At 41.0% G+C, this 20,570-nt stretch carries 26 protein-coding genes and 3 riboswitches; of the genes, 16 read left to right on the top strand and 10 right to left on the bottom strand.

Annotated features, from left to right (window positions below):
* Positions 1–32: 32 nt before the first annotated feature.
* Positions 33–494, bottom strand: a complete 462-nt coding sequence (locus ACR42H_RS13110) for an OsmC family protein (protein ID WP_113881002.1) — start codon at positions 492–494, stop codon at positions 33–35.
* 116 nt (positions 495–610) lie between these two features.
* Positions 611–721, top strand: a riboswitch (TPP riboswitch).
* 104 nt (positions 722–825) lie between these two features.
* Between ACR42H_RS13110 and ACR42H_RS13105 the strand changes: the two genes are divergently transcribed.
* The 12 genes from ACR42H_RS13105 to ACR42H_RS13050 all read left to right on the top strand — a co-directional run bounded on the left by ACR42H_RS13105 (position 826) and on the right by ACR42H_RS13050 (position 9,405).
* Entirely contained in the window at positions 826–1,587 is a 762-nt protein-coding gene (locus ACR42H_RS13105; protein WP_436376634.1) for a 3-oxoacyl-ACP reductase, read from the top strand.
* Positions 1,588–1,600: 13 nt separating this feature from the next.
* Positions 1,601–2,413, top strand: coding sequence for a hydroxyethylthiazole kinase (gene thiM, locus ACR42H_RS13100; RefSeq protein WP_436376633.1), 813 nt, complete (start codon positions 1,601–1,603; stop codon positions 2,411–2,413).
* A 12-nt stretch (positions 2,414–2,425) separates the two neighbouring features.
* Positions 2,426–3,250 (top strand): bifunctional hydroxymethylpyrimidine kinase/phosphomethylpyrimidine kinase, encoded by an 825-nt coding sequence (gene thiD, locus ACR42H_RS13095; protein WP_113880999.1) that lies wholly within the window; start codon positions 2,426–2,428, stop codon positions 3,248–3,250.
* The gene (thiE, locus tag ACR42H_RS13090) at positions 3,240–3,908 is read left to right on the top strand and encodes a thiamine phosphate synthase (RefSeq protein WP_436376631.1); all 669 of its coding nucleotides are present in this window, start codon (positions 3,240–3,242) and stop codon (positions 3,906–3,908) included. The genes thiD and thiE overlap by 11 nt, the downstream gene beginning before the upstream one ends.
* Positions 3,909–4,009: 101 nt before the next feature.
* Positions 4,010–4,324, top strand: a complete 315-nt coding sequence (locus ACR42H_RS13085) for a hypothetical protein (protein ID WP_113880997.1) — start codon at positions 4,010–4,012, stop codon at positions 4,322–4,324.
* Positions 4,325–4,468: 144 nt separating this feature from the next.
* On the top strand, positions 4,469–5,224 hold the full coding sequence (gene xth / locus ACR42H_RS13080) for an exodeoxyribonuclease III (protein WP_113880996.1): 756 nt from the start codon (positions 4,469–4,471) through the stop codon (positions 5,222–5,224).
* Between the two features lie 85 nt (positions 5,225–5,309).
* Positions 5,310–5,588, top strand: a complete 279-nt coding sequence (locus ACR42H_RS13075; RefSeq protein WP_113880995.1) for a hypothetical protein — start codon at positions 5,310–5,312, stop codon at positions 5,586–5,588.
* A 66-nt stretch (positions 5,589–5,654) separates the two neighbouring features.
* Positions 5,655–5,754, top strand: a riboswitch (guanidine-I (ykkC/yxkD leader).
* Between the two features lie 73 nt (positions 5,755–5,827).
* Positions 5,828–6,160: a DMT family transporter gene (locus tag ACR42H_RS13070; protein WP_071158943.1), complete on the top strand. Its 333-nt coding sequence runs from the start codon at positions 5,828–5,830 to the stop codon at positions 6,158–6,160.
* Complete coding sequence (locus tag ACR42H_RS13065) at positions 6,157–6,471, top strand: DMT family transporter (RefSeq protein ID WP_436376628.1); 315 nt, start codon at positions 6,157–6,159, stop codon at positions 6,469–6,471. Before ACR42H_RS13070 ends, ACR42H_RS13065 begins: the two co-directional genes overlap by 4 nt.
* Positions 6,472–6,510: 39 nt before the next feature.
* Positions 6,511–7,581 carry an undecaprenyldiphospho-muramoylpentapeptide beta-N-acetylglucosaminyltransferase gene (locus ACR42H_RS13060; protein WP_436376627.1) on the top strand — a complete coding sequence of 357 codons (1,071 nt, stop codon included), beginning with the start codon at positions 6,511–6,513 and terminating at the stop codon, positions 7,579–7,581.
* 564 nt (positions 7,582–8,145) lie between these two features.
* Entirely contained in the window at positions 8,146–8,994 is an 849-nt protein-coding gene (locus ACR42H_RS13055) for a hypothetical protein (RefSeq protein WP_436376625.1), read from the top strand.
* Positions 8,995–9,405, top strand: coding sequence for an HIT family protein (locus ACR42H_RS13050; protein ID WP_113880991.1), 411 nt, complete (start codon positions 8,995–8,997; stop codon positions 9,403–9,405). It begins immediately after the preceding gene.
* A 33-nt stretch (positions 9,406–9,438) separates the two neighbouring features.
* Here the strand turns inward: ACR42H_RS13050 and ACR42H_RS13045 are convergent, their stop codons facing one another.
* Together ACR42H_RS13045 and ACR42H_RS13040 are read right to left on the bottom strand one after the other, a co-directional pair.
* The gene (locus tag ACR42H_RS13045) at positions 9,439–10,452 is read right to left on the bottom strand and encodes an AI-2E family transporter (RefSeq protein WP_113880990.1); all 1,014 of its coding nucleotides are present in this window, start codon (positions 10,450–10,452) and stop codon (positions 9,439–9,441) included.
* 20 nt (positions 10,453–10,472) lie between these two features.
* Positions 10,473–10,796 carry a hypothetical protein gene (locus ACR42H_RS13040; protein ID WP_113880989.1) on the bottom strand — a complete coding sequence of 108 codons (324 nt, stop codon included), beginning with the start codon at positions 10,794–10,796 and terminating at the stop codon, positions 10,473–10,475.
* A 116-nt stretch (positions 10,797–10,912) separates the two neighbouring features.
* On the opposite strand from ACR42H_RS13040, the gene ACR42H_RS13035 reads away from it, so the two are divergent.
* A complete protein-coding gene (locus ACR42H_RS13035) occupies positions 10,913–11,758 on the top strand; it encodes an SDR family oxidoreductase (RefSeq protein ID WP_436376623.1) in 846 nt (281 codons plus the stop codon).
* Between the two features lie 121 nt (positions 11,759–11,879).
* Here the strand turns inward: ACR42H_RS13035 and ACR42H_RS13030 are convergent, their stop codons facing one another.
* Positions 11,880–12,212: a hypothetical protein gene (locus ACR42H_RS13030; protein WP_243856073.1), complete on the bottom strand. Its 333-nt coding sequence runs from the start codon at positions 12,210–12,212 to the stop codon at positions 11,880–11,882.
* A gap of 163 nt (positions 12,213–12,375) precedes the next feature.
* Between ACR42H_RS13030 and ACR42H_RS13025 the strand changes: the two genes are divergently transcribed.
* Positions 12,376–13,518 carry a metallophosphoesterase gene (locus ACR42H_RS13025; protein ID WP_113880987.1) on the top strand — a complete coding sequence of 381 codons (1,143 nt, stop codon included), beginning with the start codon at positions 12,376–12,378 and terminating at the stop codon, positions 13,516–13,518.
* A 25-nt stretch (positions 13,519–13,543) separates the two neighbouring features.
* Here ACR42H_RS13025 and ACR42H_RS13020 read toward each other — a convergent pair whose 3' ends face one another.
* The 5 genes from ACR42H_RS13020 to pxpB all read right to left on the bottom strand — a co-directional run bounded on the left by ACR42H_RS13020 (position 13,544) and on the right by pxpB (position 18,425).
* On the bottom strand, positions 13,544–14,335 hold the full coding sequence (locus tag ACR42H_RS13020; RefSeq protein ID WP_436376621.1) for a putative hydro-lyase: 792 nt from the start codon (positions 14,333–14,335) through the stop codon (positions 13,544–13,546).
* Positions 14,336–14,355: 20 nt separating this feature from the next.
* The gene (locus tag ACR42H_RS13015) at positions 14,356–15,546 is read right to left on the bottom strand and encodes an NRAMP family divalent metal transporter (protein WP_113880985.1); all 1,191 of its coding nucleotides are present in this window, start codon (positions 15,544–15,546) and stop codon (positions 14,356–14,358) included.
* Between the two features lie 389 nt (positions 15,547–15,935).
* Complete coding sequence (locus tag ACR42H_RS13010) at positions 15,936–16,706, bottom strand: LamB/YcsF family protein (protein WP_113880984.1); 771 nt, start codon at positions 16,704–16,706, stop codon at positions 15,936–15,938.
* 1 nt (position 16,707) lies between these two features.
* The gene (locus tag ACR42H_RS13005) at positions 16,708–17,718 is read right to left on the bottom strand and encodes a biotin-dependent carboxyltransferase family protein (protein ID WP_436376619.1); all 1,011 of its coding nucleotides are present in this window, start codon (positions 17,716–17,718) and stop codon (positions 16,708–16,710) included.
* Positions 17,715–18,425 (bottom strand): 5-oxoprolinase subunit PxpB, encoded by a 711-nt coding sequence (pxpB, locus tag ACR42H_RS13000; RefSeq protein ID WP_113880982.1) that lies wholly within the window; start codon positions 18,423–18,425, stop codon positions 17,715–17,717. The genes ACR42H_RS13005 and pxpB overlap by 4 nt, the downstream gene beginning before the upstream one ends.
* Before the next feature lie 335 nt (positions 18,426–18,760).
* On the opposite strand from pxpB, the gene ACR42H_RS12995 reads away from it, so the two are divergent.
* Positions 18,761–19,483, top strand: a complete 723-nt coding sequence (locus tag ACR42H_RS12995; RefSeq protein WP_436376617.1) for a CBS domain-containing protein — start codon at positions 18,761–18,763, stop codon at positions 19,481–19,483.
* Between the two features lie 50 nt (positions 19,484–19,533).
* On the opposite strand, the gene ACR42H_RS12990 is transcribed toward ACR42H_RS12995, so the two are convergent.
* Complete coding sequence (locus ACR42H_RS12990; protein WP_258549798.1) at positions 19,534–19,662, bottom strand: hypothetical protein; 129 nt, start codon at positions 19,660–19,662, stop codon at positions 19,534–19,536.
* 151 nt (positions 19,663–19,813) lie between these two features.
* Positions 19,814–19,856, top strand: a riboswitch (PreQ1 riboswitch).
* 52 nt (positions 19,857–19,908) lie between these two features.
* Here ACR42H_RS12990 and queC point away from each other — a divergent pair.
* Positions 19,909–20,568, top strand: a complete 660-nt coding sequence (gene queC / locus ACR42H_RS12985; RefSeq protein WP_113880981.1) for a 7-cyano-7-deazaguanine synthase QueC — start codon at positions 19,909–19,911, stop codon at positions 20,566–20,568.
* Positions 20,569–20,570 lie beyond the last annotated feature (2 nt).

Raw genomic sequence — 20,570 nt, 5'->3', positions numbered from 1 at the left:
AATAAAAACCGGCAGTCATGCCGGTTTTTGGTTTATTTCGAAGTTTCTTTGGCATTTAGGATAGTTTCTTCCAATTCTACTTCTACATTTCCTTTAATCGCCCTGGAAATCATACAGGACGCTTCAGCTTTTTGCGCCAGCTTTCGCGCCAGTGAATGATCCCTTTCTGTCGCTCCTGCCTTTAACAAGATAACAGGTCGATGAATTATTTTCTTATAAGTGATTACTCCTTTGGTTACATCCACAATTCCAATTGATTCCATCGTAAGGTTTTCTTTTTCGAGTTTGCTTCGTTCCATCATAGCGGCGAGGGTAATAATATAACAAGTTGCAGCCGCTCCCAGCAGCATTTCATCCGGATTTGTCCCGATTCCGGGTCCTTCCATTTCTGGCGGAATGGAGACCTTTGTTTTCAGCTGGCCTATTTCAATTTCTCCAACATCATTCCGAAGTCCAGGCCAATATGCTTTTAAATGGAATTGGTGTTCAGCCATTCTTTTATTCCTCCAAGTTATGTATTTCTAATTACACCTTAAAGAGGAACAGGCAGAATTGCAAGACTTTACAGATTCAACGTTTCAGGCTAAGATGAAAACAGCCAACTTAATAGTTTTACTGCTAGGGGTGCCCGATGCGCGGGCTGAGAAAGAAACCGGACTGTTTTTTACCCTTCGGACCTGATCTGGATCATACCAGCGTAGGAAAGTAGTAATTGCGGGGAACGTGTTCATTCTCTTAGATTATTCAGCCAGGTCCAATTGCGGATCTGGTTTTTATTTTGTTCTCAAAAACAGATGAATTGGCTATCAATAAGGAGGATTTTCTATGAATCTTAACGAGCAGATTGTCATTATTACAGGCAGCAGCAGAGGGTTGGGCAAAGAAACAGCAAAAGCATTCGCGAGGGAAGGGGCGAAAGTTGTCATTAACTATTTCAATAGCGAGGAAAAAGCCCATGATCTGCAGAAGGAAATTGGCGAAAAAGCCATTGCCATTCGTGCTGATATTCGGGACAAGGTACAAGTGAAATCCATGTTTCAAGAGACGAAGGAACGCTTTGGAGGTCCCATTACAACCATAGTCAATAATGCACTGGTGAACTTTCAATTTGACCCTATTTCTAAAAAAGATGCAGGAACAATTCAATGGGACGATTACAAAAACCAGCTGGAAGGTGCAATTCTGGGAGCATTGAACACAGTTCAGGCAGGTCTTGAAGATATGAAAAAACAGGAGTTTGGCAGAATCATTTCGGTTGGCACCAATCTATTCCAGCATCCAGTGGTACCCTATCATGACTATACGACCAGCAAAGCTGCTTTATTAGGCTTTACCAGAAATATGGCGAATGAGCTGGGCCAATATGGAATTACTGCAAATATGGTATCGGGCGGTTTGTTAAAAATGACAGACGCCAGTGCTTCGACATCCAAAGAAGTCTTTAAAATTATTGAAAACTCCACTCCATTACGGAAAATCACAGATCCTGCAGAAGTCGCTGATGCGATTGTCTTCTTCGCTTCTCCATGGGCAAGGGCAGTTACAGGACAAAATCTGGTTGTGGATGGCGGACTAGTTATGAATTAAAGGAGGATTTTAGATGAAGATTCAGGAGTTTAGCAGTCTATTGGAAAAAGTAAGAGAGTCAAACCCTCTTGTACATAATATTACTAATGTGGTGGTAACCAACTTTACTGCAAATGGCCTCCTGGCAATAGGGGCATCACCAGTGATGGCATATGCACATGAAGAGGCAGCTGACATGGCTAAAATAGCTGGTGCACTGGTTCTCAATATGGGAACACTGACTGAAAAAGAAGTAAAAAGTATGCTCATAGCGGGTAAATCAGCAAATCAGCATGGGGTGCCAGTCATTTTTGACCCGGTTGGTGTCGGCGCCACGGCCTATCGCACAGAAACAGCTAAAAGAATATTAGAAGAATTAGATATTGCCATCATAAGAGGGAATGCTGCAGAAATTGCCAACGCGGCAGGACAGAATTGGAGTATTAAGGGCGTAGATGCAGTTGAAGCAGCAGGGAACACTTCAGAGCTTGCTGAGTCGGCAGCAAAAGAACTTGGTGCAGTCACTGTTATTACAGGTAAACAGGATATCGTTTCAGATGGAAGATCTATTTATGCCATTAACAATGGCCATCCTCTTCTAACGAAAGTAACGGGTGCCGGATGTCTTCTTACTTCAATAATTGGCGCTTTCTCTGCTGTTGAAAAGGATCCTGTAAAAGCGGCAGTAACTTCATTGGTCGTTTATGGCTCTGCCGCAGAAATTGCAGCAGAAAAAACGGGTGGCAAAGGCCCAGGCACTTTCCAAATAGAGTTTTTGAATAGCTTATATAACCTTTCTGCTGCAGATGTTGAATCATATGGCTCTTTTGAAAAAATGATCGGATAGGAGGCATTATAAATGAAAGTGAACAAAGCTTTAACCATAGCGGGTTCGGATAGCGGCGGCGGCGCGGGCATTCAAGCAGACATAAAAACATTTCAGGAACTCGGTGTTTTCGGCATGTCTGCTTTGACTGCGGTAACAGCACAAAACACTAAGGGCGTTCAGGGAGTTTATCCAATGACAGCAGAGGCAGTTTCTGCTCAAATTCAGTCGATAGGTGAAGACCTCAGACCTGACGCTGTGAAGACAGGAATGCTTTTTAGTGCAGATATAATCGAGAGTGTTTCCAATGAAATTGTGAAATACGGCTGGAAAAATGTCGTCATAGATCCAGTGATGATTGCAAAGGGAGGAGCAAGTCTTCTTCAGAATGAAGCGATAGCAGCAATGAAAAAGCACCTTTTACCTCTCTCTATGGTGATTACCCCGAATATTCCAGAGGCAGAGGTTTTAACGGGCATAAGGATTCGTTCATTAGAGGACAAAAGAGAAGCAGCAAAAAAACTGCAGCAGCTTGGAGCGAAAAACGTCATCATAAAAGGCGGTCATGAAGAAGCAAAAGACATTGCAGCAGACCTTCTTTTTGACGGAGAAAGTTTTTCGGAATTTCGGAGCAGCAGAATACAAACAGCCAACACACATGGAACAGGCTGCACGTTTTCGGCTGCCATCACCGCTGGCCTCGCTGACGGTCATACCGTGCCAGAGGCTGTTGATCGGGCAAAAAAATTCATTCAGGCAGCAATTGAAAATGACTTAGGAATTGGCAGCGGTCATGGACCTACCAATCACTGGGCGTTCAATAGAAGGAAGAAGGAGACTGAGGTATATGGCTGTTAATCCGCAGGCAATGAAAAACTTATTAAAAGTATACTTCATAATGGGCAGCACAAATTGCCATCAAAATCCTGAAAAAGTCCTTCAAGCAGCCATCCAAGGAGGCGTTACATTATTTCAATTCCGTGAAAAAGGAGCAGGATGCCTTCATGGTAAAGAAAAGGAATCGCTCGCAAAAAAACTTCAGGCAATCTGCAAAGAGAGCCGTATTCCTTTTATTGTCAATGATGATATCGAATTGGCACTTAAAATAAATGCAGATGGCGTCCATATAGGCCAGGACGATGAAACAGCCGATACGGTCCGCAGGAAAATTGGCAGCAAAATCCTGGGAGTCTCAGTGCACAGCATGAAGGAAGCGGAAACAGCGATCCGTCAAGGCGCAGATTACCTTGGCATTGGGCCTATTTATTCGACATCCACAAAGGCTGATGCCAAAGCCGTTCAGGGACTTTCCTTTTTGACAGAATTAAGATCTGCTGACATCAAAATTCCGGTTGTAGGAATAGGCGGAATTACTTCTGAAAATGCATCTCCTCTTATTGAGGCAGGAGCAGACGGTGTATCTGTCATTTCTGCAATCAGCCAGGCGGATTCGCCTGAAAAAGCAGCCGAGAAGTTATATGATGCAGTAAATAAAATAATGAGAAATGCCCATTAATTTGGGCATTTTTTATTGTATTGACGTTTGAAATACCAAGGTTTATCCCACTCTATTGAGGGTAGCTCACTAACATACAATAGAAACAGAGGGATGAACAATTGAAAAAGTGGATGGAATCAGGCCTCTATATTCAAGTGGCAGCCGTCATGCTGGTGGTCTATTATGGCTTCATTTCAGGACTTGTGGCTGCGGAAACTAAAATTGCTGAATTCGAAGGGGAAATAGAGGAAAAATATCGGCAGACTTCGGTTGATAATTACTTGAGCAACTTCAGCACGCATGAAGAATATTGGATTCGGCTAGATAATGGCAAATCCTTTGAGCTGACCGCATCATTATATGAAAGTATTAATCGGGGTGAAAAGGTCAAATTAGTGCAAATGAATGCCGGTACCATGATATTCAGGCAATAGAGCACCGCTTATGAAAGTATGCTGCATTTGCCCTTATTTTTGCTGATTGCCGTTCACGTTACAGTACTTTAACTGTGCAAGTATTGAAAATCCATGATAATGTTGTAATCAGACAGATTTTTAACATAAGGAGATATAATAGCAATGAAACTCGTTTCATGGAATGTGAATGGCATTAGGGCTTGTGTGAAAAAAGGATTTATGGATTACTTCAAAGAAGTGGATGCAGATATCTTTTGCATTCAGGAATCCAAACTGCAGGAAGGACAGATCGAGCTCATACTTGAAGGCTATCACCAATACTGGAATTATGCGATAAAAAAAGGATATTCCGGTACAGCTGTATTTACAAAAAAAGAGCCGCTCTCTGTTCGCTATGGATTGGGCGATGAGGAAACAGAAGCAGAAGGCAGGATTCTCACGCTTGAGTATGATGGCTTTTATCTTGTTAATGTCTATACTCCGAATTCACAGCGTGACCTGGCCCGCCTTCCATACCGTCTTGAGTGGGAAGAGCGGATTCGGGAGTATTTACTCGGCCTGGATCAGATTAAGCCTGTGATCATGTGCGGGGACTTAAACGTAGCTCATTTTGAAATAGATTTAAAAAATGCAAAATCCAACAGGGGCAACTCAGGTTTTACTGATGAAGAACGAGAAAAAATGACCAGATTGCTGGGATCCGGGTTTATTGATGCATTCCGGTATAAATATCCTGAAGCTGAAGGAGCATATACATGGTGGTCGTATATGGCCAAAGTAAGAGAGCGGAATATCGGATGGCGGATTGATTATTTTATTGTGTCCGAAAAGCTAAAAGAAAGAATACTAGATTCACAGATCCACTGCGATATTATGGGCAGCGATCATTGCCCGGTAGCACTTGAATTGGAAATGTAAAGCGAACCCCCTGCCAAGATACAGGGGTATTGTTTTAGTAAAACAGGCAATAATTGAAATAACATAATAATAAAGGATTGGTTAAATGAACAAAACAGAGTTGCTGAAGCTTTTTGTTCTAATTGAAAGAATATATCCGCCTTTTCGGATCAAAAACGAAATCGTACATTATTATTTTAATTATTGCCGGGATTTCGACTATGAGATGGCTTTAACCTATATTAAAGGCCATATTAGGAGAAGTCCTTATCCGCCATCAATCAGTCATATTGCTTCCGTGTGCTCACTGCATTCTTTAACAGCTGAATTACCAGACAGCAGGATTTGGGAAAAAGAATATGTCCTTGCTAATCATGTGTCTTGATATCTATTCCCATTCATTATGATGGAAAAGCTACTTTTATTTTGTTATAATGCCAGTAAATCTAATAAAAAGGTTTTCTAGGGTTCCGCAGCACCTGCTGGCCTGGTCCGAGAGAAAACTCATAGCTATAAAAGCTATGCCACGGAAGGATAAAAGCCTGGGAGATACTGTTCATCAGATATCTTCCGGGCTTTTTTCTTTTTTCCGGGAATAATATTCGTTAAAAAGGGGCTGATTTCATGCAGTGGCTAAAGGTATTTATAGCCGCATTTTTTGAAGTGTTTTGGGTGATTGGGTTAAAGCATGCGGATGATCCATTATCATGGGCAGGGACCATTCTATGCATAGCAGTCAGTTTTTATTTGATGATAATGGCTGGCAAAGTCCTGCCTGTGGGAACGGTTTATGCTGTCTTTGTGGGCTTGGGCACTGCTGGTACAGTTTTATCTGAAATTATATTTTTCGGAGAGCCTTTGAAATTATCTAAAATAATTCTTGTTCTAATTTTATTATTAGGTGTTCTGGGCTTAAAGCTAGTGACAAATGAAGATAAAGGAGCTGAAAGTTCATGAGCTGGGTGTTTCTAATTTTGGCTGGGCTTTTTGAAATGACAGGTGTCACCATGATAAACAGCTGGCACAAAAAACGGAATTGGCAATCATTATTCCTCCTGATCGGCGGTTTTGGCGCCAGCTTCTTGTTCCTTGCCCTGGCCATGAAAGAACTTCCGATGGGTACAGCTTATGCGGTCTGGACTGGAATTGGTGCCGCTGGAGGAGCCATTCTTGGCATGATACTGTACGGAGAGCCCAAAGATGCCAAACGGATATTTTTTATTGCAATGGTATTAAGTGCTGCAATCGGACTTAAACTTGTATCTTAGATATATAATGGAATTAAAAATGATTTAGGCAGGTAGGAAATGAAAAAAAATACAATCGTTTTTACAGGGGGCGGCTCTGCCGGGCATGTGACTCCAAATATCGCCATAATAAATGAACTTTCCCAAGGAGAATGGGATATTCACTATATCGGATCTATAAAGGGAATCGAAAAAGAATTGATTTCTGAAGTGGACATACCTTATTACGGAATCAGCAGCGGAAAACTTCGCCGCTACATGGATAAAGAAAATGCAATAGATCTTTTTCGAGTGTTAAGAGGGATTATTGAAGCACGAAAGCTGCTTAAAAGGCTGAAGCCCAAGCTTGTATTTTCTAAAGGCGGATTTGTATCGGTCCCTGTTATTATTGCGGCAAGCTCATTAAACATACCAATTTATATACATGAAAGTGACCTGACTCCAGGACTTGCAAACAAAATTTCTCAGCGGTTTGCAGACAGGATTTTTACTTCATTCGATGAAGCTGCATCACATTTTCCTGCGAGAAAGACTACGGCCATAGGATCTCCGATCAGAAGGGAAATCTTCTCAGGTGATAAGGAGAGAGGAAGGGAGTTTCTTGGATTTACGGATGAAAGGCCAATTTTGACTGTAATGGGAGGCAGCCTGGGGGCTAAGAAAATTAATGAAACGATCAGGGAAGCACTTCAGGAGCTGACTTCTATATACCAAATTGTTCATCTATGCGGCAAAGGACAGAAGGATGAGAGTTTAATAAACATTAAAGGCTACAGACAATTTGAATACATTAGCAATGAGCTTGCTGATATTCTCGCCGCTACAGATACAGTCGTCACCAGGGGAGGATCCAATGCCATTTTTGAATTCCTTGCTTTGAAGCTTCCTATGCTCATCATCCCGCTAACCAAAAAACAAAGCAGGGGGGACCAAATACTAAATGCAGAATCTTTCTTAAAAAAAGGATTCTCCCTTACATTGGAAGAAGAAAACTTAACAGGAGACAGCCTGCTTGAATCCCTGGACAAACTTGAAAAAAGACGGGGACAAATCATCAATAACATGCAAGCCTCGCCAATGAGCGATGCACTAACTGTTTTGATAAAGGAAATTAACATACGCCGCAGATAATCTTGAGTGGCGGCTTTTATATGGCCATGGAGAGGAAAATTCAGTGGCTCATTACCGAAGGGCCGCCCTGGAGTTTTCATGAAGACGTAAATTCAGTGGCGCACCAAAAAATAGTCGCCATAGAGCCTTCATATAGAAGAAACTCCACCTTTGAAAACTAAAAGATAAAAAGTTTGGAGTAATCTGGACTTTTGATATAAAAGAAAAGCTTGAAGAAAAAGGCCATCATCTGTAAGAAGAATTTAAGCTGCTTGAAGTGAGGCAGAGTGGTATTGAAAGAAGATCTTTGGATATTGTAAAATCGTAGGATATAAGCAAAACGGCAAAACGAAGATAGGGTTGCCAAGGCCACGCGCGTTAATAAGCTTGATTGATAATCAGAACCTAAAAGAAATGGCTTTAGATATCAAGCAGCGCCTGATTGCCTGCCTGAATAAATCTGTTTAATACTTTTCCGGCACTAAAATAACCTCTTCAAACCGGCAAGCAGTTAATAATGCTGTTTGTTTTTCTTTTTATGCATTACAATAATATGCGAATTCTAAATATTGCGAAGGTGATTCGATGGATACAAAATTAATTTTAATCGAGGGTTTACCTGGTTCAGGCAAATCTACTACTGCAAGATTGGTTCAGGAGGTTTTGATGCAAAACGTTATCGAATCAGAACTATTCTGCGAGGGTGATCTGAATCACCCGGCAGATTACGAGAGCGTTGCCTATTATGAGAATGACCAGTGGCATCGATTGCTGGAAGATTACAGTGCATTTAGAGACCAAATTTTCGAAAATTGCATTCCGGAAGGTAATGGCTATTTATTGCGGTATAAAAAGCTTGGACCTGATATTCCAGACATATTTTATGAGAAGGTATATAAAAATGATATCTATGAGCTTCCTTTGGATCAAAATATGAAACTTATAATCAATAATTGGGAACGATTTTCCAAGCGGGCTGCCAGCGGAAAAAAAGTACATATTTTTGAATGCTGTTTTATACAGAATCCTGTTACAGTAGGTATGATTAAATATGGAGCTCCGCTAACAAAGGTTCGGAATTATGTACTGGCATTGGAAAAATCCGTGAAAAACCTGAATCCGATCTTAATTTATATCAGTCAGGATAACCTTGACTTCTCTTTCAAGAAAGCGATAATAGAACGGCCGCAATCCTGGTCTGATGGTTTTATCCATTATTATACCGATCAGGGATATGGAAAGAAAAATCTTTTAAGCGGGGCAGAAGGCACTTTAAAGGTTCTTAAAGCAAGGAGGCAGGCTGAAGAGGAAATCTTGAAGGAGCTGTCCATCCGAAAGGCTGTAATCAATAACTCTGCTTTTGATGCGAATTCACATAAAGCCGCTTTGGAGAAGTTGCTGATAAATCACCCTGAAAAGAAAGGAAAAAATTAAATGCCGTATCAGGATCATTGTCCTTTTTGCAGTCCGCACCAGGATCCTCATCAAAATATCATTTTTGAAAACAGCACTTGTTATTTTCTTCAGCACGATAAAGAACAGGACGTATTGGAGGGCTGCGGGGTCATAGTGCCAAAAGCTCACCATTCCGATGCCTTTCAGCTGACAGCTGAAGAGTGGAATGATACATATGAACTTCTGCAAAAAGCTAAGGATTATTTAGATAAAAAACATGCACCAGATGGATATACGCTTGGCTGGAATGTGGGCGATGCTTCCAATCAATCCATTCTTCACAGCCATCTGCACGTCATTCCCAGATATAATGATGAACCACACGCAGGTAAAGGGCTCAGGCATTGGCTGAAGCAGGCCGATAATAAAAGAGCGATTCTGAAAAGATAAAAAAAACACACAGCGGGACTGTGTGTTTTTAAATTACTGAATTTTCGGCGGATTGCTCTTGACTTCAAGAACATCCAGCATGAATACAAACACTGGTATACCGACGATTAATCCCCAAACACCGAAGAAATGTTCAGAGAAAATCAAGACTATAAAAGTATAAAAGACAGGTAAATCCGTTTTGGATGACATAAGCTTCGGATTTAAAATATACGCTTCAATGGCGTGGATCACCATAATGACAAGTACGATATAAAATACTTGGATGAATCCGCCGAGAGAATAGGCGATTGTACATAGCGGGACAAGCGAAATAATGACACCTGCTACAGGAATTAATCCCAGCAGGAAAATAAGAATTGACAATCCCATTAGCTGAGGAAAGTCCATGATCCATAATGCAAGTGTTGTCAGGGTGCAATTCACTGTGGCAATGACGAACTGCGCCTCGATTACTTTCCCGAATGTTTGCACAAATTTACTTCCGAAATACTCGATTTCATTATAAAAGTCAGAGATTTTGCTGTGTTTAAATTTCAAGGTGAATTCGATAAGTTTCGGTTTTTCGAGCAGGAAAAACAAACTAAGGATTAGAGACAGCAATACCTGGATCGCAATATGACTAATATCGGAAAAATATTGAAGCAGGAACGCAAAGCCCTGTTCAAGATATTTCGTAATTTCATTTGTTTCGAGCATTTGAACAATATATGTAATTACTATATTGTCATGTTTTTGGGTGTAAAAGCTTTCAACCTGTTTAAACAGCTGTGATATTTCAGATACAATTAGAGGGAGATACTTGATAATTCCTATAGAAAGCAGACCGATAATTCCCATATAAAGGGTTACGACCGTCAGTTTTCTATTCAGTTTAAATCTCGATAGGACAAGCTTCACAAGCCTATCCATCAAAAATGAAAATATAAATGTAATCAGAATTAAATTAATCATGCTCCTCAGCAGATAAAGAGCCAGGACAATAATTCCAAAAATAATAAATCGTTTGATGCCGTTATTATTTAAAAATGATTTAATCGTTTCCAACTTCATTCCTCCACACTTTTTTAAGTTTCTTTAAAATTTAATGAAATGCGGAGATAATTACTCTGGAACATATAAGGGGTCATGTATTCATTACTTCTGTGAATTGCACAGGAATTTAGCGCCTGAAAATAGATCCGGTATTCTTTATAATAGGTTAGCTTCGCAGTTAATTTTACTGCAGCTGCTAATGTGCTGCTAAATGCAGGGCTTTTTAGGGCAGGTGAATCAATAACAATGGCATTTCCCTTCAGATGTACATTGAAATCAATCGGCTCCTGGCTTTGCTGCACAGATGAAGACAAACCGGATACAAGCAGGAAAATGCTGAAAAATATGTGTGCCACCTTGTTCATCCTCTTATTATCAATATATTTACTATTTTATAATACTTTTTCATTTAATTATATATCTATTTACAGGCGATATGGAAAAATTCATTACTAAGAAAGGATGATGATAGTTGGATAGGAAAAATGCTGCTATTACAGGCTGTTCCAGCGGGTTTGGAACCTTGATGGCCATTGAACTGGCTAAGAATAATTTTCAAGTTATTGCCACAATGAGAAACACGAATAAAAGCAAAATATTAATGGAGAAAGCTAGACGAGAGGGAGTTCATGAACAAATTTCCATTCATGAATTAGATATCACCTCATCCTCATCCATTGAAAGTTTTAAAAACCTGATCCTTCAATTGCCTTCAATTGATGTTTTAATCAACAATGCCGGCTATGCAGGGGCAGGATTTGCGGAAGAAATACCGCTGGAGGATTATAAAAATCAGTTTGAGACAAATGTTTTTGGAACGTTTGCAATAACACAGGCGGTTCTGCCATTTATGCGGAAACAAAGAACAGGAACCATCTTAAATGTGAGTTCCATCAGCGGGAGAATCGGGTTTCCAGGCTTATCGCCATATGCCGCATCAAAATTTGCTGTAGAAGGGTGGAGTGAATCACTTAGACTTGAAATGAAACCGTTTGGCGTAAATGTTGTGCTGATTGAGCCAGGATCATTCAGGACAGGCATCTGGACAACAGGGAAAAAGATTGCGGAACCATCCTTGAAAAAAGACTCACCTTATTATCCATATATGTCAAAAATTCAAAATTACCTTGATCAAGGCGAGCCCATTTATGAAGATCCGCTAATCGTAGCGAAAAAAGCAGTAAGCATTCTCAGGGAAAAAGAACCTGCACTCAGGTACCCGGTAGGAAAGGGGGTACGAACAAGAATATGCCTGAAAAACGTGCTGAACTGGAAAAGCTGGGAGAAAATCATATTAAAAACTCTCTACAAAAAATAGTAGTTACTTTCAAAGTCAACTAGTTTAAAACACCAAACTTTATTTTACTGCTGGGCTGATTGGAGCGGAGGATACTTGACTCCGGCGGGAGGAGGATCTCATGCCTCCCGCGGAAAGCATATTAAATAATAAACAAATACGCAGTAATAATTATTCCAACAATAAAAAAAGCAAAAGTCCCTGCTAGAAACGGATTGATATTAATGAAAAAATCCGCTCTTTCTTCTTCGTTCATATGAGTCATCATATTTAGCTTTGAATCAGCAATCACATTATTTGTCCAGGCATCACCCTGTGAAAAAGCAAATAGGCTTAATGCAAAAAGAATAAAGCTGCTGTAGGCCATGGTATCAAGCAGAGGCAAGTGAAAAAAAAGTGAAACACCCGCTGCTAAAATTGATTCTAAAATAAAGAACAACAATGCCCAAACCCAGAATTTTTTTTGTTTAACCATGCAGGACCTCCATTTTCATTTTCTTTTATAACGAATAAAACGATAAAAAGTTTCAAAATTTTCCTTTTTTTCTTCTTTTTTCATAAGCCCCCAATCTCTGATTAATTTTCTTGCATCGAGAGAAAATAAGAGAACTTATCTTTGATCATCTGGGGGAGATGGAATGAAAAAGGGAATGAAAAAATACTTAATCACGCTGTTATTATTCATAGCCCTGCTGATTGTCTGGAACCAGACGGAAGCTGAAGTATCCGGACCGCCAACCATCCATCTGCGCCTGATGGAAACCACTGATTTGCATGGAAACATGATTGGTTATGATTACGAAGACCGCAAGAAAACAGTGGAGTTTGGGCTTTCAAGAACGGCCAGCTTGATTAAACAGGCAAGAAATGAGTCTCCTAACTCCCTTCTATTTGATAATGGGGACATTCTTGAAGGAAACGGACTCGATGAGTATGCCTATAGAAGCCATCCGCTTGACATGGCTAATGTCCATCCTGTCTTTAAAGCCATGAATACCTTGCTTTATGATGCTGCGACGGTGGGAAATCATGAATTTAATTACGGAATTGATTTTATGGAAGAAAGCCTCAGGGGAGCTAACTTTCCTTATGTCAATGCCAATATATATGTTGAAGACAGCAATCAGCTCGATGAGGATGATTTGAATTATTTTAATCCCTATACCATCATAGAGAAAGAAGTAACAGATACATCAGGGGAGAAGCATAAGCTGAAAGTTGGTGTCATTGGCTTTATCACACCGATTGTTGCAGAATGGAATAAAGAGTATTTTCACGGAAACCTTAAAGTGAAAAATATAAAGGAAACTGCCGAGCATTTTATCCCTATTATGAAAAGTAAAGGGGCAGATATCATTGTGGCTCTTGCGCATACCGGTCTCCAATCCGATAAAGGACTAGATGAAAAAAAGGGCAATTCAGTTCATGCCCTCAGCAAAGTTAAGGGATTAGATGCCATTCTATTCGGTCACAGCCATTCTGTTTTTCCTGTTAAAGATGAACTGCAAAAGCTGCCTGGCATTGACTTAGAGACTGGTACCATTAACGGAACGGCTGCTGTCCAGGCTGGATATTGGGGCAATCATCTTGGTCTCATCGATTTGAAAATTGTATTCCAGGATAGCGAATGGAAGGTGAAAAGCAGTCTTTCGTCGATTAGGCCCGTTTACCGGACAATTAATAAAAAAAGCAGGGAAGTCATTCCCGCAGACCCAATAATTGAACAGATTATGAAAAAGGATCATCATGATGCCCTGAATTATTTGAAAAACAAAAAGTAAAAGGCGCCCACTGGACGCCTTTTTCCTATAAAACCGAAAACTCCTCATTTTTCAAATCAGTAATAAACATATGTCCCGGAGCATGTGTAATTATAATCTCCGGCTTCACATGCATGGCAACTGCCTGAGGTGTGACCCCGCAGGCCCAAAAAACCGGTACCTCTCCATCTTTAATGGTCACAGCGTCTCCAAAATCAGGGCGTTGAACATTGTTAATGCCGATTGCTTCAGGATTTCCAATATGGACAGGGGCCCCATGGACAGATGGGAAGCGGCTTGTCACCTGTACAGCTCTAATGGCTTCCTTCTCTGTCATCGGACGCATACTCACTACCATTGGTCCTTCAAACCGGCCTGCACCCACACATCCAACATTGGTTATATACATCGGGACATTCCGATTTTCCTCAATATGGCGTATAGGGATATTATTTTTGAGCAAGGCGTCTTCGAACGTAAAGCTGCATCCGATCAGAAATGCTACCATATCATCATTCCAATAAGATGTTATGTCTGAAAGTTCCTCAGCGAGCTCTCCGTTTTTATATACCCTGTATTTTGGCAGGTCGGTTCTAATATCAGCATTGGGAGCTGACAGCATTGGCACGGGTGAACCTGGTTCAGTCACATCAATGATTGGACAGGATTTAGGATTACGCTGGCAGAAAAGCAGAAATTCAAAGGCCAGTTCTTTTGGCAATATAGCCAGATTAGCTTGAATAAAGCCATTAGCCATTCCTGCAGTTGGATTATTCCAATCCTGGACACGTATCAATTTGCGCGCTTCATCGGGATTCAATTGAGAAGGGGAGTTCATATGAAAATCTCCTTTCATGCTTATTTAAATAGCTCGGGGATACCATTGATTAATGAATAAATCCCCATGTAAGACATAGCAATCACGATAATAAGTCCGAAAATCGTCATCCAAAGAGGATGTTTATAATCGCCGACAATTTTGGTTTTATAGGCAGCAATCAGCATTACACCTAATGCAATTGGCAGGATAAGACCGTTTAATGAACCAACTAAAACTAATATTTTTACCGGTTTTCCAATCAAAACAAAAACAAATGTAGAAATGGCGATAAAGCCGACAATGACCCATTTATGATATTTCTCGACAGCAGGGCTCAATGTCCGAATGAATGAGACCGATGTATAAGCTGCACCGACAACAGAAGTAATGGCAGCTGCCCACATAACTACTCCAAATATCTTATAACCAATATTGCCCGCTGCCAGCTGGAAGACAGAAGCAGGGGGGTTGGATGGATCGAGTGCAAGGCCCTGTGAAACCACACCCAGTGCAGCAAGAAACAGGAAAATGCGCATAATGGAAGCGATCCCGATTGCACTGACTGAGCTCTTTGTGACTTCCGGCAGAGCTTCTTTTCCTTTGATTCCAGCATCAATTAAACGATGGCCGCCAGCGAAGGTAATATAACCCCCAACCGTTCCGCCGACAAGTGTAATAATGGCCAGGATATCAATTTTATCCGGCGCAAACGTTTTGACAACTGCCTCACCGACAGGAGGCTGTGCAGTAAACATTACATAAAGAGTTAATCCAATCATGACAAATCCTAAAATCTGTGTGAAACGGTCCATTAATCTGCCCGCTTCTTTTACAAGAAAGATGCCGATTGCCAAAATTCCGCTTAAAAGAGCGCCCATTTCAGGGGATATCCCGAAAATAACATTTGTTCCTAAACCGGCACCAGCAATATTCCCAATATTAAAAGCAAGTCCGCCCATGACAATCAGGGCAGCAAGGAAATATCCCAGTCCCGGAAGGACATCGTTGGCAATATCCTGTGCGCGTTTTTCAGAAACGGCAATGATTCGCCAGATATTCATCTGTGCCCCAATATCGATAATAATAGAAATTAAAATGACAAACCCAAAACTCGCAAGCAGGGTTTCTGTAAAAACTGTTGTTTGTGTCAGAAAGCCTGGGCCAATGGCAGAAGTGGCCATAAGGAAAGCGGCACCAAGCAATAGACTGGCATTAGATTGCTTTTTCATTCTTTTTCCCCCAATAATTCTTTTTGTGGTTATCTTTCGTGCTTCTTTTACCTTGCAGCAGCACTTTTAGTAATGATTCAGTGCCAATCGCGCTTAATTATAGGGCTTCAACGGCACTATTCCAGCTGATGAGTGCCATTCAAGCTTTATCATTCGACTTCAACGGCACTATTCCCCCCTATCAGTGCCATTCGCGCTTAATTATTCGACTTCAACAGAACTATACCCGACAGCCGCCCGAAAAACCTACACACTATCTTATAAAACCTCATTTGCACTATTACAAGCAGATGAGAACCATTGAAACCTATGCAGTATCAATTATTCTTGTTTTATGCGGTCATCCATAAAGGAACACCAATTTTTCATTATTTCAACGAATACCGATATTATTTCAAAAAATCGCTGATTTTTGCTACTTGGATGCCTGCTTCATTCAGAGCTTTCGGAATATATTGGGCAAATTCAAGTGCACTTTCCCCGTCACCATGGATGCATATCGTATTTGCCTCAATGGAAACATCTGTACCCTGGACAGAATGAACTTTTCCATCCTTGACCATGCGGATTACCTGATTTACAGCGTCGCTATGATCTGTAATAAGTGCATTGTTTTCCCTTCTTGAAGTAAGAGATCCATCCTCCTGGTACGTGCGGTCTGAGAACACTTCATTTGCAGAGCGGAGTCCGATTTTCCTGCCGGCTTTTACTAATTCGCTTCCAGAGAGCCCGAAAAGAATCAGTTCAGGATCGACTTTATAAACCGCTTCTGCGATTGCTTCTGATAATGGTGCGCTTTTTGAGGCCATGTTGAATAATGCACCGTGCGGTTTTACATGCTGAAGCTTTCCGCCTTCTGATTTAACAAATGCATACAAAGCGCCAATTTGATAGACCACTAAGTCATAAGCTTCCTGAGGGGTTATGTTGATATCCCTCCGGCCGAATCCATGGAGATCCTGGAGTCCCGGATGGACTCCCAGACCAACATTCTTCTCAAGTGCCATCTTAACTGTTTTTCGCATGGTCGCTGGGTCGCCGGCATGAAATCCGCATGCAATATTGGCAGAAGTTATATGATCAAGAATTTCCTCATCTCGCCCCATCTTGTATAAGCCAAAGCTTTCTCCCATATCACAATTAATGTCTACAATGTGCATCTTAATTGCCTCCTCTTGTTTTTAAAAATATACCTTGCTTTAATTCCTTTAATTTCATTTCTCTCTTAATTAATAACTGCTGCGCCTGTTCATTTGAAATTTCTGCAAAACTTAAGGAGTCTCCAGGTTTGGCCTGCGCCAGAAGGGGAAGATCGACAGCAGCAGCCTGTCCAATTTTGGGGTAACCCCCCGTTGTTTGCCTGTCAGCCAGCAATACAATCGGATTTCCATCCGGAGGAACTTGTATGGAGCCAAAATTTACAGCTTCAGATATTTGCTCAGCATGTTCTGATAGCGCAAGGGCAGGGCCTTTCAGTCTGTAACCCATTCTGTCCGATTGTGAGGTCACTTCAAAGGCATGTTTAAAAAGCTGAACCTTGCTTGCTTCAGAAAATAAATCAAATTGGCGGCCCCTGGTTATTCTGATTTCTGGATTTGCCGCTGTGTCCGGTATGAGTTCTGATGCAATACCCCAGTCGTTTTCAACAAAGGTTCTATCAAGAATCTGTTTTGTCAAATACTCCGTTATTTTCAATGACTGGAGAGAAGGTTTGCCGGTTTCCAGCAGGTCTCCTGACTTTAATGCTCTGCCTTTATAACCGCCAAGGCCTGCGCGGAGGTATGTGGATTTGCTGTTCATGACTTCAGGTACCGAAAATCCGCCCGCAACAGCCAGATAGGCTCGGCACCCTTTACGGCACTGGCCGAATTTAAGTTCACTGCCTTTTTTCACTAAAACGGATCTCCATGTCCGAACAGGCTGGCCATTGATGGAAGGGGATAGGTCCCCTCCGCAAATTGAAATGAGTGTATCCTCTTTAAATGTTAGCATTGGACCCATCATCGTTATTTCTAAAACAGGATCATTTTCTTTGTTTCCAGCCAGGAGATTGGCCATCCGGTGTGAAAAAGGGTCCATTGCCCCGCTGGAAATCACGCCATACTTTTGGTACCCGGTTCTCCCCAGGTCCTGAATGCTTGAAAGAAGTCCGGGCTTTAAAACGTTAATCATTGTTCCGTCTCCTCCCAATGATGGTATTCTTCCAGACTGATTGGCTTGAATTTGATATGGTCGCCTGCTTTCAGGAGAGTAGGGGATTCATCCATCGGCCGAAACAATTTAACAGGAGTACGCCCAATCAGCTGCCAGCCGCCTGGCGTCTCAATGGGGTAAATCCCTGTCTGCATACCGGCAATCCCTACCGTTCTTTCCGGTATCTTTAGACGTGGCGTATCCCGTCTTGGTGCGGCAATTTGCTCTGACATTCCGCCAATAAAAGGGAATCCCGGTGCAAATCCAATCATATAGACCAAGTAACTGCCTGAAGAGTGAACTTCAATAACTTCTTCAGGTGTAATCCCATTATGCTCTGCCACAAAATCAAGATCCGGCCCAAATTCTCCTCCATAGCATACCGGTATTTCAACGATTTGAGGTTCCTGCATATCATTTTCCGTCAGTTCTTCAATAAGCGGTGTTATCAGTGAACACACGAAATCAAACGGGAGCTGGCCATTTGAAAGCTGATAGGCTTCAAATGGATTATAAAAAATGGTTACAGTTGTGTAAGCAGGTATGTATTCAATCATCCATTCGGGTGGGTGCTTTTCGAGAAAGGCAGTCAGCGATTGAACTTTCCGATGTGTTTCCTTGCTGATTTCTTTCCCAAGCTCAACAAGAACAGCATCTTCCCCCAAAGGGTGTAAAGTGTATCTCATCATTTCACCAGCTTTCGCAGAAATTTGTTGTGCGGAGGAATGAAATATTATTTAGATATAATAAATATTCATTTTCGTTATAAAGAAATGCATTCATTATTCTTTCCTTTGAAAAGGTATAGTCATATCGTTTAACGGTAGAACGAAAAAAATTATTAGTAAAGTTATATATTTATGCAAAGTCCTCAGCTGAAGAATATAATATTCTATAATAGACTGAAAATTCTTTTTGTGCAAATTATTCTGCCAGTATTCATACCATTATCTTCAAAGTTTAGTTTGTCCATCATTTTGGGAATAGAGGAGGGATATTACCAATTTAGGGAGAGATCATATTGGAAGCAGACATAGAAATGAACTTATCAGAAAGATTTGAGGCTGCCTTTAACCGTATTCACAAAGCCTTAAAACAATCTGCTAAAAACGCCAGAACAGATAGATTTTATAAACTTATAGAAATACAGAAAAACCATTCGCTGATTCGATTATATGAAGATGATTTGCACCAGTTTGCCAAACTGCGAAATGCCATTGTCCATGAAAAAATAGACCTTGATTATTATATTGCGGAGCCCCATCGGGAGACGGTAGAAAAGATTGAAAGAATTGCAGGCCATTTTGAAAAGCCAAAAACAGCACTCTCCATAGCTGCAACTCCCGTATTTTATTTTTATGAAGATGGCAAGCTAGCAGATGTACTTGCCATAATCAACAAATTTTCGCACTCCCAATTCCCGATTTACTCGAGAAAAGAGGAATATTCATGGCTATTAACTTCGGCAGATATCGTGAAATGGATGGCAGAGCACTTTACAGAAGAAACAATCCAGTTGAAAAAGGTGAAAATTAAAGAGCTTTTCAACAAGAAATCGAAGCATCAAATCTCGTTTGCCGGCAAAGATACATCAATATTTGAATTAGAGGATATGTTTGAGTACTCCCGAAATAAAAGTGAAAAGCTGGAAGGGATTATTGTTACCGAGAATGGAAAGCCGACTGAAAAACCAAAAGGCATCATTACAGCGTGGGACCTCCTGGAAGCCGATTTCGAAAATTAAAATGCAAAAAAGGTGCCAGGCAACAGCTGCACCTTTTTTGCCGGTTCCGATTATTGCAGCAGTCCCAGACGTATCATAGTGGTCCTATCCTGGATATTCATTCCTGCAGACCTTCTTGCAAATGTCCCTTTTTTTGCAATGCCAAAGGAATAGCGTGAAGTCGATGTAAACCGGATCATGGCTTCAGTCCCTCCTTCAGAAATTGGCGCTGCATTATTACTTTCCCGCGATTTTGAATAATAAAACTTTTTTGCTGTATAAATTAAAGCCTTCTAAAAAATCATTAAAGATGATAATATAAACTGATAGTTCAATAACAAATCCGTGTACACGGTAGAGGTTCTAGCTACCCTCTTTAAAAAACTAAGGAAAACAGGTCTGCTTTCTTAGTGGTCCTGTTTTTCTATTTAAAGGAGAATTTTTATATGAAAAATGACAAAGCACTCGTTGTGTTCAGCGGTGGTCAGGATAGTACAACTTGCTTATTCTGGGCAAAGGAACGTTTTGCAGAAGTGGAAGCAGTCACTTTTAATTATAATCAGCGTCATAAGCTGGAGATCGAATGTGCACAGCAAATAGCAAAAGAGCTGGGAATCAGGCACCACATTCTGGATATGTCCCTATTGAATCAGCTGGCACCAAATGCACTTACCCGTGATGAGATTGAAGTTAAGGATGGGGAGGAAGGCGAGCTCCCATCCACATTTGTGCCTGGGAGAAACCTTTTATTCCTGTCATTTGCCGGTGTGCTGGCCAGTCAGATCAACGCAAAGCATATTATAACCGGGGTGTGTGAGACAGATTTCAGCGGCTACCCTGACTGCAGAGATATTTTTATTAAATCATTAAATGTTACACTTAATCTATCAATGGATCACCAGTTTGTGATCCATACACCTTTAATGTGGCTTAACAAAGCAGAGACATGGAAGCTGGCAGATGAATTAAATGCCCTCGATTATGTGCGTGAGAAGACACTGACATGCTATAACGGAATTCCGGCTGATGGCTGCGGTGAGTGTCCTGCATGCCATTTAAGGAAAAATGGCCTTGAAGAATACCTCAAGGAAAAGGAGGAGCTTTAAGC

It is taken from the genome of Cytobacillus sp. BC1816 (assembly GCF_051353635.1).
Classification (GTDB): domain Bacteria; phylum Bacillota; class Bacilli; order Bacillales; family Cytobacillaceae; genus Cytobacillus; species Cytobacillus oceanisediminis_C.
The sequence above is the reverse complement of the archived record's forward strand: the minus strand, read 5'-3'. Positions and strand labels throughout refer to the sequence as shown.

Excerpts from the sequence above, each read along its gene's own strand:
- ACR42H_RS13075 (WP_113880995.1), top strand. The coding sequence starts at position 5,310 with ATGAACAAAACAGAGTTGCTGAAGCTTTTTGTTCTAATTGAAAGAATA.
- thiD (WP_113880999.1), top strand. The coding sequence starts at position 2,426 with ATGAAAGTGAACAAAGCTTTAACCATAGCGGGTTCGGATAGCGGCGGC.
- ACR42H_RS13020 (WP_436376621.1), bottom strand. The coding sequence starts at position 14,335 with ATGAACTCCCCTTCTCAATTGAATCCCGATGAAGCGCGCAAATTGATA.
- thiE (WP_436376631.1), top strand. The coding sequence starts at position 3,240 with ATGGCTGTTAATCCGCAGGCAATGAAAAACTTATTAAAAGTATACTTC.
- thiM (WP_436376633.1), top strand. The coding sequence starts at position 1,601 with ATGAAGATTCAGGAGTTTAGCAGTCTATTGGAAAAAGTAAGAGAGTCA.
- ACR42H_RS13070 (WP_071158943.1), top strand. The coding sequence starts at position 5,828 with ATGCAGTGGCTAAAGGTATTTATAGCCGCATTTTTTGAAGTGTTTTGG.
- xth (WP_113880996.1), top strand. The coding sequence starts at position 4,469 with ATGAAACTCGTTTCATGGAATGTGAATGGCATTAGGGCTTGTGTGAAA.
- ACR42H_RS13110 (WP_113881002.1), bottom strand. The coding sequence starts at position 494 with ATGGCTGAACACCAATTCCATTTAAAAGCATATTGGCCTGGACTTCGG.
- ACR42H_RS13060 (WP_436376627.1), top strand. The coding sequence starts at position 6,511 with ATGAAAAAAAATACAATCGTTTTTACAGGGGGCGGCTCTGCCGGGCAT.
- ACR42H_RS13015 (WP_113880985.1), bottom strand. The coding sequence starts at position 15,546 with ATGAAAAAGCAATCTAATGCCAGTCTATTGCTTGGTGCCGCTTTCCTT.
- ACR42H_RS13010 (WP_113880984.1), bottom strand. The coding sequence starts at position 16,706 with ATGCACATTGTAGACATTAATTGTGATATGGGAGAAAGCTTTGGCTTA.
- pxpB (WP_113880982.1), bottom strand. The coding sequence starts at position 18,425 with ATGAGATACACTTTACACCCTTTGGGGGAAGATGCTGTTCTTGTTGAG.
- ACR42H_RS13105 (WP_436376634.1), top strand. The coding sequence starts at position 826 with ATGAATCTTAACGAGCAGATTGTCATTATTACAGGCAGCAGCAGAGGG.
- ACR42H_RS13025 (WP_113880987.1), top strand. The coding sequence starts at position 12,376 with ATGAAAAAGGGAATGAAAAAATACTTAATCACGCTGTTATTATTCATA.
- queC (WP_113880981.1), top strand. The coding sequence starts at position 19,909 with ATGAAAAATGACAAAGCACTCGTTGTGTTCAGCGGTGGTCAGGATAGT.
- ACR42H_RS13055 (WP_436376625.1), top strand. The coding sequence starts at position 8,146 with ATGGATACAAAATTAATTTTAATCGAGGGTTTACCTGGTTCAGGCAAA.
- ACR42H_RS13065 (WP_436376628.1), top strand. The coding sequence starts at position 6,157 with ATGAGCTGGGTGTTTCTAATTTTGGCTGGGCTTTTTGAAATGACAGGT.
- ACR42H_RS12990 (WP_258549798.1), bottom strand. The coding sequence starts at position 19,662 with ATGATCCGGTTTACATCGACTTCACGCTATTCCTTTGGCATTGCAAAA.
- ACR42H_RS13030 (WP_243856073.1), bottom strand. The coding sequence starts at position 12,212 with ATGGTTAAACAAAAAAAATTCTGGGTTTGGGCATTGTTGTTCTTTATT.
- ACR42H_RS13050 (WP_113880991.1), top strand. The coding sequence starts at position 8,995 with ATGCCGTATCAGGATCATTGTCCTTTTTGCAGTCCGCACCAGGATCCT.
- ACR42H_RS13005 (WP_436376619.1), bottom strand. The coding sequence starts at position 17,718 with ATGATTAACGTTTTAAAGCCCGGACTTCTTTCAAGCATTCAGGACCTG.